The organism is Microbacterium stercoris (assembly GCF_017592545.1).
Lineage (GTDB): Bacteria > Actinomycetota > Actinomycetes > Actinomycetales > Microbacteriaceae > Microbacterium > Microbacterium stercoris.
This window is the reverse complement of record NZ_JAGFOA010000003.1, coordinates 19,160-37,355: the sequence shown is the minus strand read 5'-3', so window position 1 is coordinate 37,355 and position 18,196 is coordinate 19,160. Positions and strand designations below refer to the sequence as shown.

The 18,196-nt window shown below is 70.3% G+C and carries 19 protein-coding genes; 11 read left to right on the top strand and 8 right to left on the bottom strand.

Features of this window, described 5'->3' with window-relative positions; translation table 11 throughout:
* Positions 1-26 precede the first annotated feature (26 nt).
* Complete coding sequence (locus tag J5V96_RS07890) at positions 27-4,643, top strand: ATP-dependent helicase (protein ID WP_208502541.1); 4,617 nt, start codon at positions 27-29, stop codon at positions 4,641-4,643.
* A 1-nt stretch (position 4,644) separates the two neighbouring features.
* Positions 4,645-5,430, top strand: a complete 786-nt coding sequence (locus tag J5V96_RS07885) for a DNA-formamidopyrimidine glycosylase family protein (protein WP_208502539.1) — start codon at positions 4,645-4,647, stop codon at positions 5,428-5,430.
* 29 nt (positions 5,431-5,459) lie between these two features.
* On the opposite strand, the gene J5V96_RS07880 is transcribed toward J5V96_RS07885, so the two are convergent.
* Both J5V96_RS07880 and J5V96_RS07875 read right to left on the bottom strand, forming a co-directional pair.
* Complete coding sequence (locus J5V96_RS07880; RefSeq protein ID WP_307793562.1) at positions 5,460-6,098, bottom strand: YitT family protein; 639 nt, start codon at positions 6,096-6,098, stop codon at positions 5,460-5,462.
* Complete coding sequence (locus tag J5V96_RS07875) at positions 6,095-6,403, bottom strand: antibiotic biosynthesis monooxygenase family protein (RefSeq protein ID WP_208502535.1); 309 nt, start codon at positions 6,401-6,403, stop codon at positions 6,095-6,097. The genes J5V96_RS07880 and J5V96_RS07875 overlap by 4 nt, the downstream gene beginning before the upstream one ends.
* Positions 6,404-6,493: 90 nt before the next feature.
* Here J5V96_RS07875 and J5V96_RS07870 point away from each other — a divergent pair, with 90 nt between their 5' ends.
* Entirely contained in the window at positions 6,494-6,901 is a 408-nt protein-coding gene (locus J5V96_RS07870; protein ID WP_208502532.1) for a transferase, read from the top strand.
* A gap of 91 nt (positions 6,902-6,992) precedes the next feature.
* On the opposite strand, the gene J5V96_RS17395 is transcribed toward J5V96_RS07870, so the two are convergent.
* A complete protein-coding gene (locus J5V96_RS17395) occupies positions 6,993-8,693 on the bottom strand; it encodes a MinD/ParA family ATP-binding protein (protein ID WP_307793561.1) in 1,701 nt (566 codons plus the stop codon).
* Between the two features lie 187 nt (positions 8,694-8,880).
* Here J5V96_RS17395 and J5V96_RS07855 point away from each other — a divergent pair, with 187 nt between their 5' ends.
* A complete protein-coding gene (locus tag J5V96_RS07855) occupies positions 8,881-9,618 on the top strand; it encodes a LysR family substrate-binding domain-containing protein (RefSeq protein WP_208502527.1) in 738 nt (245 codons plus the stop codon).
* 520 nt (positions 9,619-10,138) lie between these two features.
* Here J5V96_RS07855 and J5V96_RS07850 read toward each other — a convergent pair.
* Positions 10,139-10,633, bottom strand: coding sequence for a glutaminase (locus J5V96_RS07850; RefSeq protein ID WP_307793560.1), 495 nt, complete (start codon positions 10,631-10,633; stop codon positions 10,139-10,141).
* A gap of 125 nt (positions 10,634-10,758) precedes the next feature.
* On the opposite strand from J5V96_RS07850, the gene J5V96_RS07845 reads away from it, so the two are divergent.
* Genes J5V96_RS07845 through J5V96_RS07830 form a run of 4 tightly spaced genes read left to right on the top strand, consistent with a single transcriptional unit; the run spans position 10,759 to position 13,017 of the window.
* Positions 10,759-11,103, top strand: coding sequence for a PadR family transcriptional regulator (locus J5V96_RS07845; RefSeq protein WP_208502522.1), 345 nt, complete (start codon positions 10,759-10,761; stop codon positions 11,101-11,103).
* 2 nt (positions 11,104-11,105) lie between these two features.
* Entirely contained in the window at positions 11,106-11,474 is a 369-nt protein-coding gene (locus tag J5V96_RS07840) for a DUF1048 domain-containing protein (RefSeq protein ID WP_208502520.1), read from the top strand.
* On the top strand, positions 11,468-12,259 hold the full coding sequence (locus J5V96_RS07835) for an ABC transporter ATP-binding protein (protein WP_307793585.1): 792 nt from the start codon (positions 11,468-11,470) through the stop codon (positions 12,257-12,259). Before J5V96_RS07840 ends, J5V96_RS07835 begins: the two co-directional genes overlap by 7 nt.
* On the top strand, positions 12,256-13,017 hold the full coding sequence (locus J5V96_RS07830; RefSeq protein WP_208502516.1) for an ABC transporter permease: 762 nt from the start codon (positions 12,256-12,258) through the stop codon (positions 13,015-13,017). The genes J5V96_RS07835 and J5V96_RS07830 overlap by 4 nt, the downstream gene beginning before the upstream one ends.
* 120 nt (positions 13,018-13,137) lie before the next feature.
* Here the strand turns inward: J5V96_RS07830 and J5V96_RS07825 are convergent, their stop codons facing one another.
* Positions 13,138-14,244, bottom strand: coding sequence for a 5-methyltetrahydropteroyltriglutamate--homocysteine S-methyltransferase (locus tag J5V96_RS07825; protein ID WP_208502514.1), 1,107 nt, complete (start codon positions 14,242-14,244; stop codon positions 13,138-13,140).
* 50 nt (positions 14,245-14,294) lie between these two features.
* Entirely contained in the window at positions 14,295-15,707 is a 1,413-nt protein-coding gene (gene thrC / locus J5V96_RS07820) for a threonine synthase (RefSeq protein ID WP_208502512.1), read from the bottom strand.
* Between the two features lie 167 nt (positions 15,708-15,874).
* On the opposite strand from thrC, the gene J5V96_RS07815 reads away from it, so the two are divergent.
* Positions 15,875-16,192, top strand: coding sequence for a DUF7882 family protein (locus J5V96_RS07815; protein ID WP_208502510.1), 318 nt, complete (start codon positions 15,875-15,877; stop codon positions 16,190-16,192).
* A gap of 88 nt (positions 16,193-16,280) precedes the next feature.
* Here J5V96_RS07815 and J5V96_RS07810 read toward each other — a convergent pair whose 3' ends face one another.
* Positions 16,281-16,604: a DUF7882 family protein gene (locus J5V96_RS07810; protein WP_208502508.1), complete on the bottom strand. Its 324-nt coding sequence runs from the start codon at positions 16,602-16,604 to the stop codon at positions 16,281-16,283.
* 121 nt (positions 16,605-16,725) lie between these two features.
* Positions 16,726-17,217 (bottom strand): SRPBCC family protein, encoded by a 492-nt coding sequence (locus J5V96_RS07805; protein WP_208502507.1) that lies wholly within the window; start codon positions 17,215-17,217, stop codon positions 16,726-16,728.
* A 143-nt stretch (positions 17,218-17,360) separates the two neighbouring features.
* On the opposite strand from J5V96_RS07805, the gene J5V96_RS17245 reads away from it, so the two are divergent.
* On the top strand, positions 17,361-17,483 hold the full coding sequence (locus tag J5V96_RS17245; RefSeq protein WP_268927543.1) for a hypothetical protein: 123 nt from the start codon (positions 17,361-17,363) through the stop codon (positions 17,481-17,483).
* Entirely contained in the window at positions 17,483-18,157 is a 675-nt protein-coding gene (locus J5V96_RS07800; protein ID WP_208502505.1) for a DUF6766 family protein, read from the top strand. Before J5V96_RS17245 ends, J5V96_RS07800 begins: the two co-directional genes overlap by 1 nt.
* Positions 18,158-18,196 lie beyond the last annotated feature (39 nt).

Below are 18,196 nucleotides of genomic sequence, written 5' to 3'. Positions count from 1 at the left end.
ATGTCGGTGGCCCGCGCAAGGATGGTGTGGTGGATGTGCTGGACCGATTCGCCCCCGCGACGCGGGACTGGTTCCGTGGTGCGTTCGCCGAGCCGACCGCCGCGCAAGCCGGCGCTTGGGATGCCATCTCGCAGGGGCGGCACGCGCTCGTGGTGGCGCCGACCGGATCGGGCAAGACGCTCTCGGCGTTCCTCTGGGGGATCGACAGGGCGATCCGCGAGAAGCAGGCGCCCGAGAACGGGTCCACCCCGCGCACGAAGGTGCTGTACGTCTCGCCGCTGAAGGCGCTGGGCGTCGATGTCGAGCGCAACCTGCGCTCGCCGCTCGTCGGCATCTCGCACGCTGCGAGGCGCCTCGGGATCGAGGCGCCGACGGTGAGCGTGGGCGTGCGATCCGGAGACACCCCGTCCAACGAACGCCAGCGCATGGTGCGTCAGCCTCCGGACATCCTGATCACGACCCCCGAGTCGCTGTACCTGATGCTCACGAGCCAGGCGCGAGAGACGCTGCGCGAGGTGCACACGGTCATCGTCGATGAGGTGCACGCGGTCGCGGCCACCAAGCGCGGTGCGCACCTCGCGGTGAGCCTCGAGCGTCTCGACGAGCTGCTCGACACGCCGGCGCAGCGCATCGGGCTCTCGGCCACGGTGCGCCCCATCGACGAGGTGGCGCGGTTCCTCGGCGGCTCGGCGCCGGTCGACATCGTCGCGCCGAAGGCCTCGAAGACCTTCGAACTGCGCGTGACGGTGCCGATCGCCGACATGCAGAACCCGCCGCCTGCGGCGGGAGCGGCACCCGCTGCCGAGAAGGGCGACGACGGGGAGTGGTTCCTCCCCGAGACCACTGAGATCACCGGATCGATCTGGCCCCATGTCGAGGAGGCGATCGTCGACCGCATCCTGGCCGCGAAGTCGACGATCGTGTTCGCGAACTCGCGTCGCCTGGCCGAGCGCCTGACCGCGCGGCTGAACGAGATCTACGGCGAGCGTCTCGAGGGCGGCCCCGTGGGGCTCGGCTCGCCAGGTGGGCGCAACGACCGCACGACCGGCGACCGCACGACCGACGAGCCGGCGCCAGGCGCGGATCCGGTGCTCGCGAAGGCGCACCACGGATCCGTCTCGAAGGAGCAGCGGGCGATCGTCGAGGAGCAGCTGAAGTCCGGCGAGCTGCGGTGCGTGGTCGCCACGAGCAGCCTCGAGCTCGGCATCGACATGGGCGCGGTCGATCTGGTGATCCAGGTCGAGGCGCCGCCGAGCGCGGCGAGCGGCCTGCAGCGCGTGGGTCGCGCGGGCCACCAGGTCGGCGAGATCTCGCGCGCGGCTCTGTTCCCCAAGCACCGCAGCGACGTGCTGCACACGGCGATCGTCACCGAGCGCATGCTGGCGGGGCAGATCGAGGCCATCGCGGTGCCGCAGAATCCGCTCGACATCCTCGCCCAGCAGACCGTGGCCGCCACGGCGCTCGGATCGATCGAGGTCGAGCGCTGGTTCGAGACGGTGCGCCGTAGCGCGCCCTTCCGCTCGCTGCCGCGCAGCGCCTTCGAGGCGACGCTCGACCTGCTGGCGGGCCGCTATCCCTCCGACGAGTTCGCCGAGCTGCGGCCTCGCCTGGTGTGGGATCGCGACGCCGGCACCATCGAGGGCCGCCCCGGGGCGCAACGACTGGCCGTCACGAGCGGCGGCACGATCCCCGATCGCGGGCTGTTCGGCGTCTTCATCGCGGGCGAGACGCGCAACGCGCGCGTCGGCGAGCTCGACGAGGAGATGGTCTACGAGTCGCGGGTCAACGACGTGTTCACCCTCGGCACCACCAGCTGGAAGATCGTCGAGATCACCCACGACCGCGTCAACGTGCTGCCCGCTTTCGGCCAGCCGGGCAAGGTGCCCTTCTGGCACGGCGACGGCCTCGGCCGGCCCGCCGAACTCGGAGAGGCGCTGGGTGCCTTCGCGCGCGAGCTCACCTCGACGACCGCCGCCAAGGCCGAGCAGCGCCTCATCGACGCGGGGCTCGACGAGTTCGCCCGGCAGAACCTCCTCGGCTATCTGGCGGAGCAGAAGGAGGCCACCGGATCCCTCCCGACCGACCGCACACTCACGGTCGAGCGCGGCCGAGACGAGGTCGGCGACTGGCGCATCATCCTCCATTCCCCCTACGGCATGCACGTGCACGCGCCGTGGGCGCTGGCGGTCAACGCCCGCATCCGCGAGCGCCTCGGCGTCGAGGGGTCTGCCGTGGCGAGCGACGACGGCATCATCGCGCGCGTCCCGGATGCCGAGTCCGAGCCGCCCGGCGCCGAGCTGTTCGTCTTCGACCCCGACGAGCTCGAGCGCATCGTCACCGATGAGGTCGGCGGATCGGCGCTGTTCGCGTCGCGCTTCCGCGAGTGCGCTGCGCGCGCCCTCCTGATGCCGCGCCAGAACCCCGGCAAGCGCAGTCCCCTGTGGCAGCAGCGGCAGCGCTCCGCGCAGCTGCTCGAGGTGGCGCGCCGGCATCCGACGTTCCCGATCATCCTCGAGACCCTGCGAGAGGTGCTGCAGGACGTCTACGACCTGCCCGCCCTCCTGCGGATCACCCGCTCGATCGGAGAGCGGCGCATCCGGCTGGTCGAGACCGAGCCCTCGCAGCCCTCCCCCTACGCCCGCGACCTGCTGTTCGGGTACGTCGGCGCGTTTATGTACGAAGGCGACTCCCCCCTCGCGGAGCGCCGCGCCGCCGCGCTCTCGGTCGATCCCTCGCTGCTGTCCGAGCTGCTCGGCAAGATCGAGATGCGCGAGCTGCTCGATCCCGACGTCATCGCGCAGTTCGAGGCCGAGGCCCAGCGCCTGGCACCCGACCGCAAGGCCCGCGGCATCGAGGGCGCCGCCGATCTGCTGCGCGTGCTCGGTCCGCTCTCGGTCGACGAGGTGGCCGCCCGCCTTGAGGAGCCCACCGAGGCGCTCGCCCACCTCGACTCCCTCGTCGAGGCGCGCCGCGCGATCCGCATCGCCATCGCGGGCCACGAGCGCTACGCCGTGATCGAGGACGCGGGCCGCCTGCGCGATGCGCTCGGCGTCGCCCTTCCCGTCGGCATCCCCGTGGCGTTCCTCGAACCGCTGCCCGACCCGCTCGGCGATGTGGTGAGCCGCTACGCACGCACGCACGGCCCCTTCACGACCGCCGCCGTGGCCGAGCGCCTGGGCATCGGCCCCGCGGTCGCGCGCCACGCGCTGCAGCGGCTCGAGGGTCAGGGCCGCCTGGTCTCCGGTTTCTACCTCGCCGACTCGGGCGTCTCCGACGAGCCGGAGTGGTGCGATGCCGAAGCGCTGCGTCGCATCCGGATGCGTTCGCTCGCCGCCTTGCGCGGCAGTGTCGAGCCCGTCTCGCCTGAGGCGTTCGCCCGGTTCCTGCCCGACTGGCAGCACGTCACACGCCCCCTCGAGGGCATCGACGGCGTGCTGGCCGCGATCGACCAGCTCGCCGGCGTGCCGATCCCGGCGAGCGCGTGGGAGTCGCTCGTGCTGCCCTCGAGGGTCAAGGACTACACCCCCGCCATGCTCGACGAGCTGACGGCCACGGGTGAAGTGCTCTGGTCGGGTCATGGATCGCTGCCGGGCCGGGACGGCTGGATCGCCCTGCACCCGGCCGACGCCGCCCCCGTCACGATCCCGCCCTCCGACATCGAGATCGACCCCGAATCGCTCGAGCAGCGGCTGCTGCACGCCCTCGCCGGCGGGGGCGCCTATTTCGCACCCCAGCTGAAGGAGCTGGCGCAGGGCGAGACCGAGATCGCCACGGTGGAGGCGCTGTGGAACCTCGTGTGGGCCGGCCGCGTGACGAACGACACGTTCGCGCCGATCCGGTCGCTCATCGGTGCCGGATCGCAGGCGCACCGCGCAGCCCGCCGCACCCCGCGCGCCCGCCTCTACCGGGGCGCTCGCCCCACCTTCGGCACGACGACGAGCCCCAACGCTCCGCGTCCGCAGGCCTCGGGAGGGCGTTGGTCGCTGCTGCCGCTGCTCGAGCCGGAGCCCACGGTGCGCGCGACGGCGACGGCGTCGCTGCTGCTCGACCGCTACGGCGTGGTGACACGCGGCGCCGTGCAGAACGAGGGCCTGCCCGGCGGCTTCGCGCAGGCGTACCGCGTGCTCGCGGGGCTCGAGCAGGCCGGACACTGCCGCCGCGGCTACCTGATCGAGAAGCTCGGCGCCGCGCAGTTCGCCACCTCGCCCACGATCGATCGGCTGCGCCAGTTCGCCACCACGCCCGATGGCGCCGCGCCGCGAGCGGTCACGCTCGCGGCCACCGACCCGGCCAACCCGTACGGCGCCGCCCTCGCGTGGCCCGCGCTCGACGCGGTCAAGCACCGCCCGGGGCGCAAGGCCGGCGGCCTCGTGGTGCTCGTCGACGGATCGCTGGTGCTCTACCTCGAGCGCGGCGGGCGCACGGCGCTCGCCTTCACCGACGACGAGGCCGTGCTGTCGGCCGCCGCGACCGACCTCGCCCGCACCGCGCGCGACCGGCGCCTCGAGACGCTGACGATCGAGCAGGTCAACGGCGAGTTCGTCTACGGCACGGCGGTCGGCCGGGCCCTGCGCGAGGCGGGCTTCGTCGAGTCGACCAAGGGTCTCACCCTGCGCAAGCCCACCCCTGGATCGCGAGGCTGAGATGCCCGAGGGCGACACCGTGCACCGCACCGCGCGGCGGCTGAACGCCGTGCTGGCGGGCCGTGAGGTCGCGCGCTTCGACATCCGCGTGCCCGGCAGCGCGAACGCCGACCTGCGGGGGCAGATCGTGCACGAGGTCGCAGCGCACGGCAAGCACCTGCTGCACCGGATCGGGGAGAGCACCCTGCACTCGCACCTCAAGATGGAGGGCGAGTGGCACGTGTACCGAGCGGGCGAGAAGTGGCGCAAACCCGCGTTCAAAGCCCGGGCCATCGTCAGCACCACGGCCCACGAAACCGTCGGCTTCGAGCTCGCGATGGTCGAGGTGCTGCCCACTCGCGACGAGCAGCGTGTGGTCGGCCATCTCGGCCCCGATCCGCTCGCCGACGATTGGACTCCCGAGGCCGCCGCCCGGGCGGCTGCCGCCATCGCCTCCGACCCGCGGCCGATCCATGTCGCCCTGCAGGATCAGCGGAATGTGGCGGGATTCGGCAACGAGTACGCGAGCGAGCTGCTCTTCCTGCGGGGAGTGCACCCCGAGCGGCCCGGCACCGAGGTGGATGCCGTCGCCCTCCTCGACCTCGGTGTGCGCACGATCCGCCGCAACGTCGAGCTGCCCGTGCGGGTGTTCACGGGCGACAGCCGTCGTGGGTTCGAGCGCTGGGTGTACGGCCGCGAGCGCCGCCCGTGCCGGCGCTGCGGCACGCCCATCCGGCGCTCCGCCCTCGGGTCGAGCGTCACCACCGAACGCGTCGTCTACTGGTGCCCGCACTGCCAGCCGGCCTGATCGATCCGCGACATCCGGATCGATCCCGGTCAGTGCCCGATGTAGCGGCCCTCACGATGGTGCAGCGCGAGCACGAAGCCCATCACCACGGCGCCCGCGGCGCTCAGCAGCACGATGGGCCACGGCAGCACGACCAGCGACGCCAGGATCACGATCACGTCGACCGACAGCTGCGTCCATCCGGCCGGGAAGCGCGTGCGCTCCTGCAGCAGCAGCGCGACGATGTTCACGCCGCCGACGCTCGCGCCGTGACGGAACAGGATCAGCAGCCCCACTCCCGCGAGCAGGTTGCCTCCCACAACGGCGTAGATCGGATCGGCACCCTCGAGCGGCAGCAGCTGCGCATTGACGACCGACAAGCCCGACACGGCGCAGATGCACACGATGGTCAGCACCGTGAAGCGCACACCCTTCTTCCACAGCGCGAGCACCGCGAACGGCAGGTTCACCACCAGGAAGAGCAGCCAGAGCGGCCAGCCCGTGGCCTGCACGAGAAGCAGCGCGAGCCCGGCCGTGCCACCGGTCACGGCGTTCACGGCCTTGAGCAGCGAGAGGCCCAGAGCCGCCACGAACGTGCCGGTGATGATGCCGAGCACGTCCTCGGCGACGGTGTGCCGGGTCTGCTCCCAGTCGAAGACGAGCGAACGGCTCGCGGTCTGGTTCGTCACTGTCCGCTCTCCTCGAGCTCGATCGGAACGAAATGCTCCACGACGGGGAACGGCTCGTAGAAGTGGTGCAGCAGGGCCTTCCATTCGTTGTACTCCGGCGACAGGCGGAAACCCTTGGTGTGCGCGTCGATGGTGGCCCATTCCACGAGCAGCAGATACTCGTTGGGCGTCTCGGCGGATCGCGACACCATCATGCGTCGGAACCCCGGTTGCACGGCGATCAGCCTGCGGGCCCGGCGGATCGCGGCCTCGAACTCCGCCTCGTGGCCCGGGCGCACCGGCAGAATCGCGTGTTCGATGATCATGTCTCCATCTTCCCGGCGAATCCCCGGATCCGACACGCCGCACCTCTGCTGAGAGGGAATACCTTTCGCGCCCTCATCGTTGTCGTCATCGTGGGCAAGAACTACGTCGATATCGAGAACGATCACGGCGAGACGCTGCGTTACCGCAAGCACGTGAACGGGCGCGGCCTCGTCGCGCACGGAGCCAAGGTGCACCCGGATGCGCGCGTCGAACTCGGAGCATACGTCGAGCCGAGGGCGCAGGTCGCCGCCGGCGCGACGATCGCGCGCGGCGCGTGGGTCGAGTCGGAGGCCGTCATCGGCCCCGAGGCCTATGTGGACGCCAACGCGCACATCGGGCCCAAGGCTCAGGTCGGGGCTCGCGCGCATGTGGGGGTCCGCACCCGCGTCGGCGAGGGCGCGCGCGTGGCGAAGAACGCGAAGATCGGCGACGACGAGGCGATCCCGGCCGGCGGCACCGTCATCACCGACGCCCGCGGCCTTCACCTCGCCGCCTGATCCCTCCCGCCTGACGGCCGCTCGGCCGGCGGTCAGCCGCTCGGCGAGCACTCGCTCGGCGCACGAGTGAGTGCCGCCGCGCGGCATCCGGTCAGCGCAGGCCGGCCGCCACGCAGGCGGTGACCTCGAGCCAGGCCTCCCGCGACTCTTCGGACAGGGCGTCGTAGTCGATGACGTCACCGCGGTCGAGCGCAGGGTCGAACGGCACCGAGACGACCTGGCGCGTGAGCTGACCCATGTGGTTCGTCAGGCGCTTCTCGAGGTCGGGGTAGCTGGTCGGCGACGGGTGGCTCATGACCGTGACCGCGTTGCGCAGCTTCTCCTCGAAGCCGTGCGAGACGAGCGTGTCGGCCATGGAGGCCAGCGTGCGTGCGCTGTCCTCCTTGACGATCGTCGTCAGCACGAGCACGTCGGCCTCGGCGACGGCCGACTGCCACGTTCCGGCCTTCGAGTTGTTGCCGGTGTCGATGATGATGACGCGGTAGGAGCGGCTGAGCGTGTCGTGCAGGAGGCCGAAGGCCTCCTCGTCGATCACGTCGCTGTCGCCGTCGAGGCTCTGCGAGGCGAGCACGTCGAACTTGTTCTCGCCCTGAGGACGGACGAAGTCGATGAGGTCGCTCGACGAGAGCTCGCCGGCGCCGTGCAGGTGCACGTGCTCGAGCAGGTCGATGGCCGTGTGGTCGTGGTCGGCCGCGGGCAGCGAGCGGATGCCCAGGGTGCCCTTGAACTCGTTGTTGTCCCAGGCGAGCACGCTGCCGCCGCGCACGCGTCCGAGCGTCGCTCCGAGCAGATAGGTCGTGGTCGTCTTGCCGACGCCGCCCTTCTCCCCGATGACGGCGATGGTCTTGCGGCCCGAGAAGGCGCGCTGCACCGCCTCGCGTCGATCACGCGTGAGCTGCTCGGCCTTGCCCGGCTTCAGCCGGAAGCCGAGCTTGTTCATACCGCCGCGGAACCCCTCCTGCGCGGGCACGGGCTTGGCGGGCTTGGCCGACTCGGCGAAGTCGCGCGCGGTCAGCAGACGCGCGTCGCGGCGGCTGAGAGGCTCGGCGCCGGGCAGGACGCTCGGGGCGTCCTCCTCGAGCGCCCGCGACGCACGCGCGGGGGCGGATGCGGGAGCCGCGGCCGAGGCGGCGGGCGTTGTGGGAGCGGGCTCGATCGGCTCGCGCTTGACCGCGCCCGCCGGGTCGGCGAGCCTGCTGTTCGCCAGACCGGCCAGCTTCGACGTGGTCGCCGCCGGCGCCACCGGCGCCACGGGCGCCACGGGCGCCGAAGCCGCGGGCGCGGAGGCGGCAGCGGGCGCCTTGGGCGCGGCAGCAGGAGCCTTGGGCGCGGCAGCAGGAGCCTTGGGCGCGGAGGCCGCAGCCGGTGCCGCCGCGGGTGCCGCCGGAGCCTTGAACACGGCCTCGGGGTCGTCCTGCGACATCACCTCGTACGAGATGGGGGTGCGACCGGCCGCCGGCGCCACGGGCGTCGACTTCGGCACGCTGGTGACGATCGAGGGCTCGGAGGGCGCCGCGACGGGGGCTTCCTCCGCCGGCGTCTCGAGACCCTCCTCGACGGATCCATCCGGAGAGACCACGAGCATGCGCACGCCGTCGCTGCCGCTGGCCGCCACGCGGACGGGGCGGCGGTGCTCCTGCGCGACCTCCACGACCAGGGCGAGCACGGCCTTGCGCGCACCTGCGGCGTCGGAGGCCTTGATGGAGCGGGTCACGCCGTCGACGGTGACGATGCCACTGCCGTCGTCGTCCGTGACCACCGAGATGCGGGGGCGGTCGGGGATTTCGATCACGAGCACTCCTTGTGAGACTGAGGGGCGCCGGGGGCGGAAAGGCCACCGATGCGCATAAAGACAAACCTATCCCGCGGCTGACCGGGAATTCCGTGCATCGGGCGGGCCTGCCCCCGCCCGCCCACGCGCGAGAGGTCGCCCCACGAGGCCGGATCACCCGACCCGAGCCGCGTAATAATCTGGGCTCATGGCTCAGACCGGACGCGGCGGCGGCAGGCGCAGGACCCCTCCCGGATCCGCCAAGGGCGGGGCGAAGCGGCCCGCGCCCGGGAAGAGCGGACAGCCGCACCGGCCACGCCCGACGCCCGCGCCCGCCCCGGCACCCGAAGCGCCCCGCACGTTCCGGCTCGGCGCCATCCCCGGTGCGACACCGGGCAAGTGGATCGATCGCTGGCGCGAGCGCCTGCCCCACGTCGAGCTCGTCTACGTGCCGCTCGACGTGGCCTCCCAGCGCGAGGCGATCCTGTCCGGCACGGTCGATGCGGCACTGATTCGCCTCCCGATCGACAAGACCGACCTGCACGTGATCCGCCTCTACGACGAGGAGTCCGTGGTCGTCACCTCCGCCGACTCGTCGCTGACCGCCGCCGAGGAGCTGGATCCGTCGGATCTGGCGGGCGAGGTGCTCATCGTGCCCCGCGACCATGTGCTCGACCCGCTGGATCTCCCGGGCACCCAGCCGCCCCGCTTCGTTCCACCCGAGACCACGGCCGACGCGATCGCGACCGTCGCGGCGGGCGTCGGCTTCCTCGTCGTTCCGCTGTCGCTGGCCCGACTGCACCACCGCAAGGACCTCGAGTCGATCCCCCTGCGCGGCGCGCCCACCTCCACCGTCGCGCTCGCCTGGCACGCGGATCGCACAACCGCCGACGTCGACACCTTCGTCGGCATCGTGCGCGGTCGCACGGCGCACTCCTCGCGCTGACCCCGCCTGCCTGCTCCGACCCCCGGAGCGACCCCCGGCTCCGGCTCCGGCTCCGGCTCCGCGGCACACGACCTCGAAAAGAAGGGGCCCGGGTCGCTTCGCTCCCCCCTCCTTTTCGAGATCGGCACCGCTGCGCCTGCGCCTGCGTCTGCGCCTGCGCCTGCACCTGCGCCTGCCTCCGCGCTGACCCCCGCCCGACTGCTCCGACCCCCGGAGCGACCCCCGGCTTCGGCTCCGCGGCACACGACCTCGAAAAGAAGGGGCCCGGGTCGCTTCGCTCCCCCCTCCTTTTCGAGATCGGCACCGCTGCACCTGCGCCTGCGTCCGCGCCTAGCCACCTCAGGCGCCGGTCCGGCCACCGGAGCGACCCCCGGCTCCGGCTCCGCGGCACACGACCTCGAAAAGAAGGGGCCCGGGTCGCTTCGCTCCCCCTTCTTTTCGAGATCGGCACCGCTGCGCCTGCGCCTGCGTGTGTGCCTGCGCCTGCGTCTGCGCCTGCGCCTGCGCCGGGCGGGTGACGTCAGGCGCCGGCGGGGGGCTCGCGCAGCAGGGCGATGCGCTCGGCGAGATAGGCGTCGAGGGGCATGGGGGCGGCGCCCGGGGCCCAGCGGATGAGCGCGCGGCCGCCGTCCATCGACAGCGGACCGGATGATCCGCCCGCGGCGACGGCCGCGAGGTCCAGGGGCGCGGCATCCAGATGCACGGTCTCGCCGGGGGCGAAGCCGCCCTGCAGCGCCATGGCGCGCAGCTCGGCGCGATGCCGCGCCGACTCGGCCGCGTAGCCACGGCGCCCCGGATCGCCGGCGCGCAGCACCTCTCCGACCGAGAGCACCTCGTCGGGCGCGACGAGCAGCACGCCCAGGCGCCAGGCCGAACCCACACGCACGATGCGCGCCCCGCCTCCCACCAGCGCTCGCAGGCGCCCGGGCTCGCGCACAACGCCGATCGCTTCCTGCGGCGCGCCCGCCAAGCGGGCGCGGGCATCCGCGAACAGGGAGTGCAGGTCATCCGTCACGGGACCACCGTAGGCACGCCGCCAGGGAACTCTCAGTATTCAGTGTTGCGGAGTACCGGTACTCGGCGTAACTTAATACCCGTACTCAGCAACACCGACTACCGAGAAGAGAGGAGGCGATCCCCATGGGAAGCCAGATGACCGAGATGCTCAAGGGCACGCTCGAGGGCATCGTCCTGGCGATCCTGGCCGAGCGCAGCGCGTTCGGGCCCGAGATCACGGCCGACCTGAGAGAGCGCGGCTTCGCCGACATCACGGAGGGCACGATCTACGCCCTCCTCGTCCGGATCGAGCAGAAGGGCCTCGTCGAGGTCGAGAAGGTGCCCTCCGAGAAGGGCCCGCCCCGCAAGCTGTTCACCCTCAACCAGGCCGGTCGCGATCAGCTCGCCGAGTTCTGGACCACCTGGACCTTCCTGGCCCAGCGCATCGAAGACCTTCCCCACACCGACCAGCACGAAGAACGGAACTGATCATGGCCATGAAGTGGATCGAGATCCTGACCGGATCGCTCGAGCAGAAGAAGCAGTACAAGCAGACCGTCGCCCGCATGGACGCGCTGCCGGAGCCGTACAAGACCGCCGCGAAGTCGATGCACCGGTACTTCATGTACCAGGGCGGCGTCACCGACGGCGACACCCTCACGCAGATGTTCACCGACCTCGTCGACCTCTGGGAGCGCGCCGCCATCGACGGCACCCCGGTGCGCGAGATCGTCGGCGACGACGCGGTGGAGTTCGCCGAGCAGTTCACGCTCGCCTACGGCGGGCAGCGATGGATCGACAAGGAGCGCGCCCGCCTCACGAAGGCGATCGACGACGCAGCGAAGGAGCAAGGATCATGACCGCCGCCATCTCCGTCCGCGGCATCGAGAAGTCGTTCGCAGACCTCACGGTGCTGCGCGGCGTCGACTTCGACGTCGCGCCGGGCAGCATCTTCGCCCTCCTGGGGTCGAACGGCGCCGGCAAGACCACGCTGGTGCGCATCCTGTCGACCCTCCTGAAGGCCGACGCCGGATCCGCGACCGTCGCGGGCGCCGACGTCGCGTCGCAGGCGAACGCGGTGCGCGAGGCGATCAGCCTCACGGGCCAGTTCGCGGCGGTCGATGAGATCCTCACCGGACGCGAGAACCTCATCCTGATCGCACAGCTGCGGCACCTGAAGAACCCGGGCGCCATCGCCGACGACCTGCTCGCGCGGTTCTCGCTGACCGACGCGGGCGGCCGCCGGGCCGGCACCTACTCGGGCGGGATGCGCCGCCGGCTCGACATCGCGATGAGCCTGATCGGCGAGCCCTCGATCATCTTCCTGGACGAGCCCACCACGGGCCTCGACCCCCAGGCCCGGATCGAGGTCTGGCAGACCGTGAAGCAGCTCGCCGAGGGCGGCACCACGGTGCTGCTCACCACGCAGTACCTCGACGAGGCCGAGCAGCTCGCCGACCGCATCGCGATCCTGCACCAGGGCCGGATCATCCAGAACGGCACCCTCGCCGAGCTGAAGGCCCTCCTCCCCAGCGGAGGCGAGCCGATCCTGGTCCCCAAGGAGCCGTCCCTCGAGGACGTCTTCCTCGCCCTGGTGGGCGACCCCACCCCCACAGAAGCGACCTCCGGAAAGGCGGAGTCATGAGCAACGTCCTGGCCGACACGACCGTCCTGACCGGACGCTCGCTGCGGCACATCCTGCGCAGTCCCGACACGATCATCACGACCGCGGTCACCCCGATCGCGATCATGCTGCTGTTCACGTGGGTGTTCGGCGGATCGATCGACACGGGCACCGACAAGCCCTACGTGTCGTTCATGCTGCCGGGCATCCTGCTGATCACGGTGGCCTCGGGCATCGCCTACACCGCGTACCGGCTGTTCCTCGACATGCAGGGCGGCCTGTTCGAGCGGTTCCAGTCGATGCCGATCGCCCGCTCGAGCGTGCTGTGGGCCCACGTGCTCACCTCGCTCGTGTCGAACCTCATCTCGGTCGCCCTCGTCATCGGCGTCGGCCTGCTGATGGGCTTCCGCACCGGCGCGAGCGTCGTGGCCTGGCTGGGCGTGCTCGGCATGATCGTGCTGTTCACCCTGGCCCTGACCTGGGTCGCGGTGATCGCGGGCCTCTCGGCGAAGACCGTCGACGGCGCGAGCGCGTTCAGCTACCCGCTGATCTTCCTGCCGTTCATCAGCTCGGCGTTCGCACCGACCGACTCGATGCCGGGCCCCGTGGCCTGGTTCGCGCAGAATCAGCCGGTCACGTCGATCGTCGACACGATCCGCGCGCTGTTCGCGGGCGAGCCGGTCGGCTCCGCCATCTGGATCGCACTCGCCTGGATGCTCGGCATCCTTGTCGTGGCCTACGTCGCGTCGATCGCGATCTACCGCACGAAGATCCGGTGACCCACAACCACCGGCACCCACACCCCCACCCACCCGCTCATCGAGCGAGCGGAGCGAGTCGAGATGCCCCAGGCCTTGCGCAGACCTGGGGCATCTCGACGTGGTCGTTCCGGCGCGGGCTCAGCTCCAGACGTCGTCCGCGATGGCCACGACCTCGCGGATCTTCGCCCACTGCTCGTCCTCGGAGAGCACGTTGCCCTCCTCCGTCGAGGCGAAGCCGCACTGGGGGCTCAGCGCGAGCTGCTCGAGCGGCGCGTACTGCGCGGCCTCGCGGATGCGCGCCTTGACCGTCTCGATGTCCTCGAGCAGTCCCGACTTCGTGGTGATGAGGCCGAGCACAACGACCTGGTCGCCCTTCGGCAGGAAGCGCAGGGGCTCGAACCCGCCGGAGCGGTCGTCGTCGAACTCGAGGAAGAACCCGTCGTACTTCACCGAGAACAGCTGCTCGCCGATGGGCTCGTAGCCTCCCGACGAGATCCACGTCGAGCGGAAGTTGCCGCGGCAGATGTGCGTGGTGATGACCATGTCGTCCGGCTTCACCTCGAGCACGCGGTTCAGGATGTCCGCATAGCGGTCGCCGAGACCGTCGGTCTCGATGCCGCGCTCGGTCTGGGCGCGCTCGAGCTCTTCGGGGCTGCACAGGTACGCCCAGGCCGTGTCGTCGAACTGCAGGTAGCGGCAGCCGGCGGCGTAGTACGCCTTCACGGCGTCGCGGTAGGCCTCGACCAGGTCGTCGACGTACTCGTCGCGGCTGGCGTAGCCGCCCACGATGTTCTGCGGCTCGACGCGGAAGTCGAGCACCGTGGGCGAGGGGATCGTCGCCTTGGGCTGCACACCCTCCGCCTCGGCCAGGGCGGCGAGCGCCCGGTAGTGCTCGAGGTGCGGGTGGTTCGAGAAGCCGATCGTGCCGTTGACCTGCACGGCCTTGTGGCGCGTCTGCACACCCTGGAACGGCAGGCCGTGGTCGGTGTCGACGATCGAGATGCCATCGAGGCCGTCGAAGAAGTCGAAGTGCCACCACGAGCGACGGAACTCGCCGTCGGTCACGAGCTTCAGGCCGTTCTCGACCTGCTTCTTCACGAGGGCGGCGATCTCGACGTCCTCGACCTGGCGCAGGCTCTCGGCGTCGAGCGACCCCTCGGCGAACTCGGCGCGGGCGGCGTGGATGGACTCGGGGCGCAGGAAGGATCCGACGATGTCGGCGCGGTAGGGAGGGTTCACAGACATGAAGCGACCTTGCTTTCGGGTTCGACGTCAGGAGGTGCGGATGCGACGGGTCAGAGCAAGGCGTTCGCCGCGATGAACGCCCGGAGCTCGGCGGCGTCGCCCGACTGCGTGGTGACGCGCTGAGGGGCGGCGAGCAGCTGCTGCAGCTCCTCGGAGTACTCGAGCTTCACACCGATGGCCTCATCGATGGTCTCGGCGAACTTCTCGGGCTTGGCGGTCTCCAGCACGAGCATCGGCACGCCGTCCTCGATGTTCTCGCGCGCGACCTTCACACCGTCGGCCGTGTGCGGGTCGATGATGCCGAAGCCCGCCTCGTGCACCGAGCGGATCGTGGCGAGGCGGTCGGCGTGGGTCGAGGTGCCCGAGACGATGCCGAACTCGCTTTCGAAGCGCGGCTGATCCGCACTCATGTCGAAGAAGCCCTGCGCGTCGAGCTCGCCCCAGGCGGCGACCACCTTCTGCGGGTCGCGCCCGACGAGGTCGAAGATGAAGCGCTCCAGGTTGGAGGCCTTCGAGATGTCCATCGAGGGGCTCGAGGTGGCGAGCGTCTGCGCGCTCGAGCGCGGTCGGTAGATGCCGGTGCGGAAGAACTCGTCGAGCACGTTGTTCTCGTTGGCGGCGAGCACCAGGCGGCGGATCGGCACGCCCATCTGCTTCGCGAAGTAGCCCGAGAGGATGTTGCCGAAGTTGCCGGAGGGCACCGTGAACGACACCTCGAAGCCGACCCTCTCGGCCACGGCGTCGGTGGCGCGCAGCCAGGCCCAGAAGTAGTAGACGCTCTGCGCCGCGATGCGGGCGAGGTTGATCGAGTTCACCGCGCCGAGGCGATGGGCGCGCTTGAACTCCACGTCGCCGGCGAGCTCCTTGACGAGGTTCTGGCAGTCGTCGAAGACACCCTCCACCGAGACGTTGTGGATGTTGTCGTCCTGCAGCGCGTACATCTGCGCGCGCTGGAAGTCGCTCATCCGGCCCTGCGGCGAGAGCATGATGACCGAGACGCCGTGCTTGCCCCGGAATGCATACTCGGCCGCAGACCCGGTGTCGCCCGACGTGGCGCCGAGGATGTTGAGCGTTGTGCCCTTCTTCTCGAGCACGTACTCGACGACCTGGCCGAGGAACTGCATCGCCATGTCCTTGAACGCGAGCGTCGGGCCCTCCGAGAGACCCACGAGCGTCACACCGTCGCCGATCGGACGCAGCGGCACCACGGCATCCGGGAACTCGACATACGCGGCCTCGGTCATCCGGGCGAGATCCTCGCGCGGGATGTCGGTCGCGAACAGACCGATCACCTCGGCGGCCAGCTGGGGGTAGGTCAGCGCGCGCCACGTCTCCAGGGTCTCGCCGCTGACCCGCGGCAGGGCCTCGGGCACCGCGAGCCCGCCGTCGGGCGCCAGGCCCTCCAGCAGGACCTCGCTGAAAGACACCGGCGACATGCCGCCACGGGTGGAGATGTACTGCACGTCAGACCTCTTTCGGTGGGGTGATCCCATTCTGCCAGGGGCGGGCGGCACATCCTGCCCGAGAGACCCCGGATGACGCGGCGAGACACGCCGGTCCGGTCCCGAAGGGCGGGACCGTTGTTGGCGATCATTAGGGCACACAGGAAACGCAAGCTACTGTGCGGAGCATGGGCATCCTTCACTACGGCACCGACTCCAAGCCGATCCATATCGCCGATCGCGCTCTGGCGCACCTCAAGGTCGTCGTCGTCGCCAAGCTCCGACGCCAGGAGAGCTTCACCGTGTCGTGGCAGCACCCCGAAGAGGACGGTACCGGCCGCAGCACGATCTGGCTGCACCCCTCGATCCCGGTCCGCTTCGAGTTCGACGAGCCGAACGCTCCCGAGCTCAACCGAGAGTGGATCGAGGAGCTCGCCCAGTCGGCGAATGCCCTCGGCGGCATCCAGCTCATCTCCGAGCACGTCGGCGCCGACGCGGAGGCCTGATCCGCCTCGGCCCGCCAACAAGGAAAGCCCCCGGGTGACCGGGGGCTCTCCTTTTTTCGGCCGAGACTGCCAGCTTCCGCCTGGGCGATCAGGCGTCGGCGGCCGGCATCTCGCTCGGGTCCGGCGGCTCGGGCATCACGGTGAGACCGTTGGGCCCGGATGCCGCCTTCATCAGCTCGTCGAGCCACGCGCGATTGATTCGCGGCGCGCGCCCTCCCGAGAAGTGGAACTGAATCGGGATGGAGGGGCTCAGCCAGAAGCTCCGCCGCCCGATTCCCTCCCCCAGACGGGTGTCGAACATAAACGGTTCGCCCCGGCGCAGCTTGTTCATGACGACGATACGAAGATGCGCAAGCGTCCTGTCGTCGATCTCCACGGAATCGGCCGCGGCGCCATAGATGAATCGGCCCATATTCCGGACGATACGCGGTTACGGCGCGCTCCGCCTCCGCGAGTCGCGCGTCGCGACCGGTGAGCGGTGCCCATTCGGCAAACGCATCCCAGTATGTCCCTATATCAGGGATGCACCCGCCTCACAGATCCGGAGAGGTCTCCTCGCGACCGTGAACCTCGCCGCGCCAGCCGCCCGTCTCCGCGCCGCGCTCCTCGATGAACTTCTTGAAGCGCTCCAGGTCCTTCTTCGCCTGCGCGCTGTCGATGTTCAGCGCGCCGCCGATGGTTTCGAGGATGCCCTGGGGCTCCCACTCCATCCGCAGCTTGACGAGGGTCTCGGCGTGCCCGTCCTCGTGGGCTCGCGGGACGAACTCCACACGGCCGGCGTGGAAGGCGCCGTCGGTGCTCTGCCAGGAGATGTGGTCATCCGGCACCTGGTCCACGATGTCCGCGAAGAACTCCTCTTCGCGTCCTCCGATGCTGACCTTCCAGTGGGTGCGCACATCGTCGACCTGCGTCACGGATTTCACCGCCCCGAGGTAGTGAGGGAACGACTCGAACTGGGTCCACTGGTTGTACACCGTGCTCACAGGCGCATTGACGTCGATCTCGGCGGTCAGTGTCGTGGTCATCAGGTTCTTCCTCCTCGTGTCCCCAGCGACGTTAGGCGTGCCGAAAGCTTCGGTGAACCGGGTTGACACCGCCGTCTGCCGGGGTTATTCGGATGTGTCAAGCGGCTGGCGAGGCTCTGGTGGCGACGCATAGGTTCAGCGGCATGAGCGAACAGGATCCCCCCATCGAAGAGACCGCCGGAATGCGCTTCGCGTTCTGGGCCTGGGCCGCGATCGTGGGAGTCGGACTCGCCGTGATGATCGTCCTCCCCCTGGCAGGTCGCTGATGCGCGCGCTCAAGGACAACGCCCTCACCCTGCTGTTCCTGGGGCTGTTCCTCGCGACGGTGATCGGCCAGGCGTTCGTCGGGCTCGCGAACGAGAACGAGGAGCTGCTGCGCCACCGCATGGCGCCGATCGGCATCGGCGAGTTCGTGACCTCGTCGTCGTTCCTCGTCGATCTCTCCGAGAACTGGCAGTCGGAGTTCCTCCAGTTCTTCGTCTTCATCCTCGCGACGATCTGGCTGATCCAGAGGGGCTCCCCCGAGTCGAAGAAGCCGGGCGACGAGGGCGCCGGATCGGATGAGGAGCAGCTGGTCGGCGAGTTCGCACGCGCCGACTCGCCCGCCTGGGCGAAGGTGCGGGGCCTGCGCCTCTGGCTCTACTCGAACTCGCTGCTCATCGTGATGGGCCTGGTGTTCCTGCTGTCCTGGCTTGCCCAGTCGCTCGCCGGTGTGCAGGTCGCGAACGAAGAGGCCGCCCAGCACGGGGAGCTCGCGATGACCTGGGCGCAGTACGTCGTGAGCCCCGAGTTCTGGAACCGCACCCTGCAGAACTGGCAGTCCGAGTTCCTCGCGGTGGGCTGCATGGTCGCCTTCTCGATCTACCTCCGCCAGCGTGGTTCCGCGGAGTCGAAGCCCGTCGGAACGCCCAACGGCACGTCCTCGGTGGAATCGGAGTGATCCGCACCGGGACGTGCCGCTGAAGAGGGGAGGGCTCCT

Excerpts from the sequence above, each read along its gene's own strand:
- J5V96_RS07885 (WP_208502539.1), top strand. The coding sequence starts at position 4,645 with ATGCCCGAGGGCGACACCGTGCACCGCACCGCGCGGCGGCTGAACGCC.
- J5V96_RS07875 (WP_208502535.1), bottom strand. The coding sequence starts at position 6,403 with ATGATCATCGAACACGCGATTCTGCCGGTGCGCCCGGGCCACGAGGCG.
- J5V96_RS07855 (WP_208502527.1), top strand. The coding sequence starts at position 8,881 with ATGGCTCAGACCGGACGCGGCGGCGGCAGGCGCAGGACCCCTCCCGGA.
- J5V96_RS07845 (WP_208502522.1), top strand. The coding sequence starts at position 10,759 with ATGGGAAGCCAGATGACCGAGATGCTCAAGGGCACGCTCGAGGGCATC.
- J5V96_RS07840 (WP_208502520.1), top strand. The coding sequence starts at position 11,106 with ATGGCCATGAAGTGGATCGAGATCCTGACCGGATCGCTCGAGCAGAAG.
- J5V96_RS07830 (WP_208502516.1), top strand. The coding sequence starts at position 12,256 with ATGAGCAACGTCCTGGCCGACACGACCGTCCTGACCGGACGCTCGCTG.
- J5V96_RS07825 (WP_208502514.1), bottom strand. The coding sequence starts at position 14,244 with ATGTCTGTGAACCCTCCCTACCGCGCCGACATCGTCGGATCCTTCCTG.
- J5V96_RS07815 (WP_208502510.1), top strand. The coding sequence starts at position 15,875 with ATGGGCATCCTTCACTACGGCACCGACTCCAAGCCGATCCATATCGCC.
- J5V96_RS07810 (WP_208502508.1), bottom strand. The coding sequence starts at position 16,604 with ATGGGCCGATTCATCTATGGCGCCGCGGCCGATTCCGTGGAGATCGAC.
- J5V96_RS07805 (WP_208502507.1), bottom strand. The coding sequence starts at position 17,217 with ATGACCACGACACTGACCGCCGAGATCGACGTCAATGCGCCTGTGAGC.
- J5V96_RS17245 (WP_268927543.1), top strand. The coding sequence starts at position 17,361 with ATGAGCGAACAGGATCCCCCCATCGAAGAGACCGCCGGAATGCGCTTC.
- J5V96_RS07800 (WP_208502505.1), top strand. The coding sequence starts at position 17,483 with ATGCGCGCGCTCAAGGACAACGCCCTCACCCTGCTGTTCCTGGGGCTG.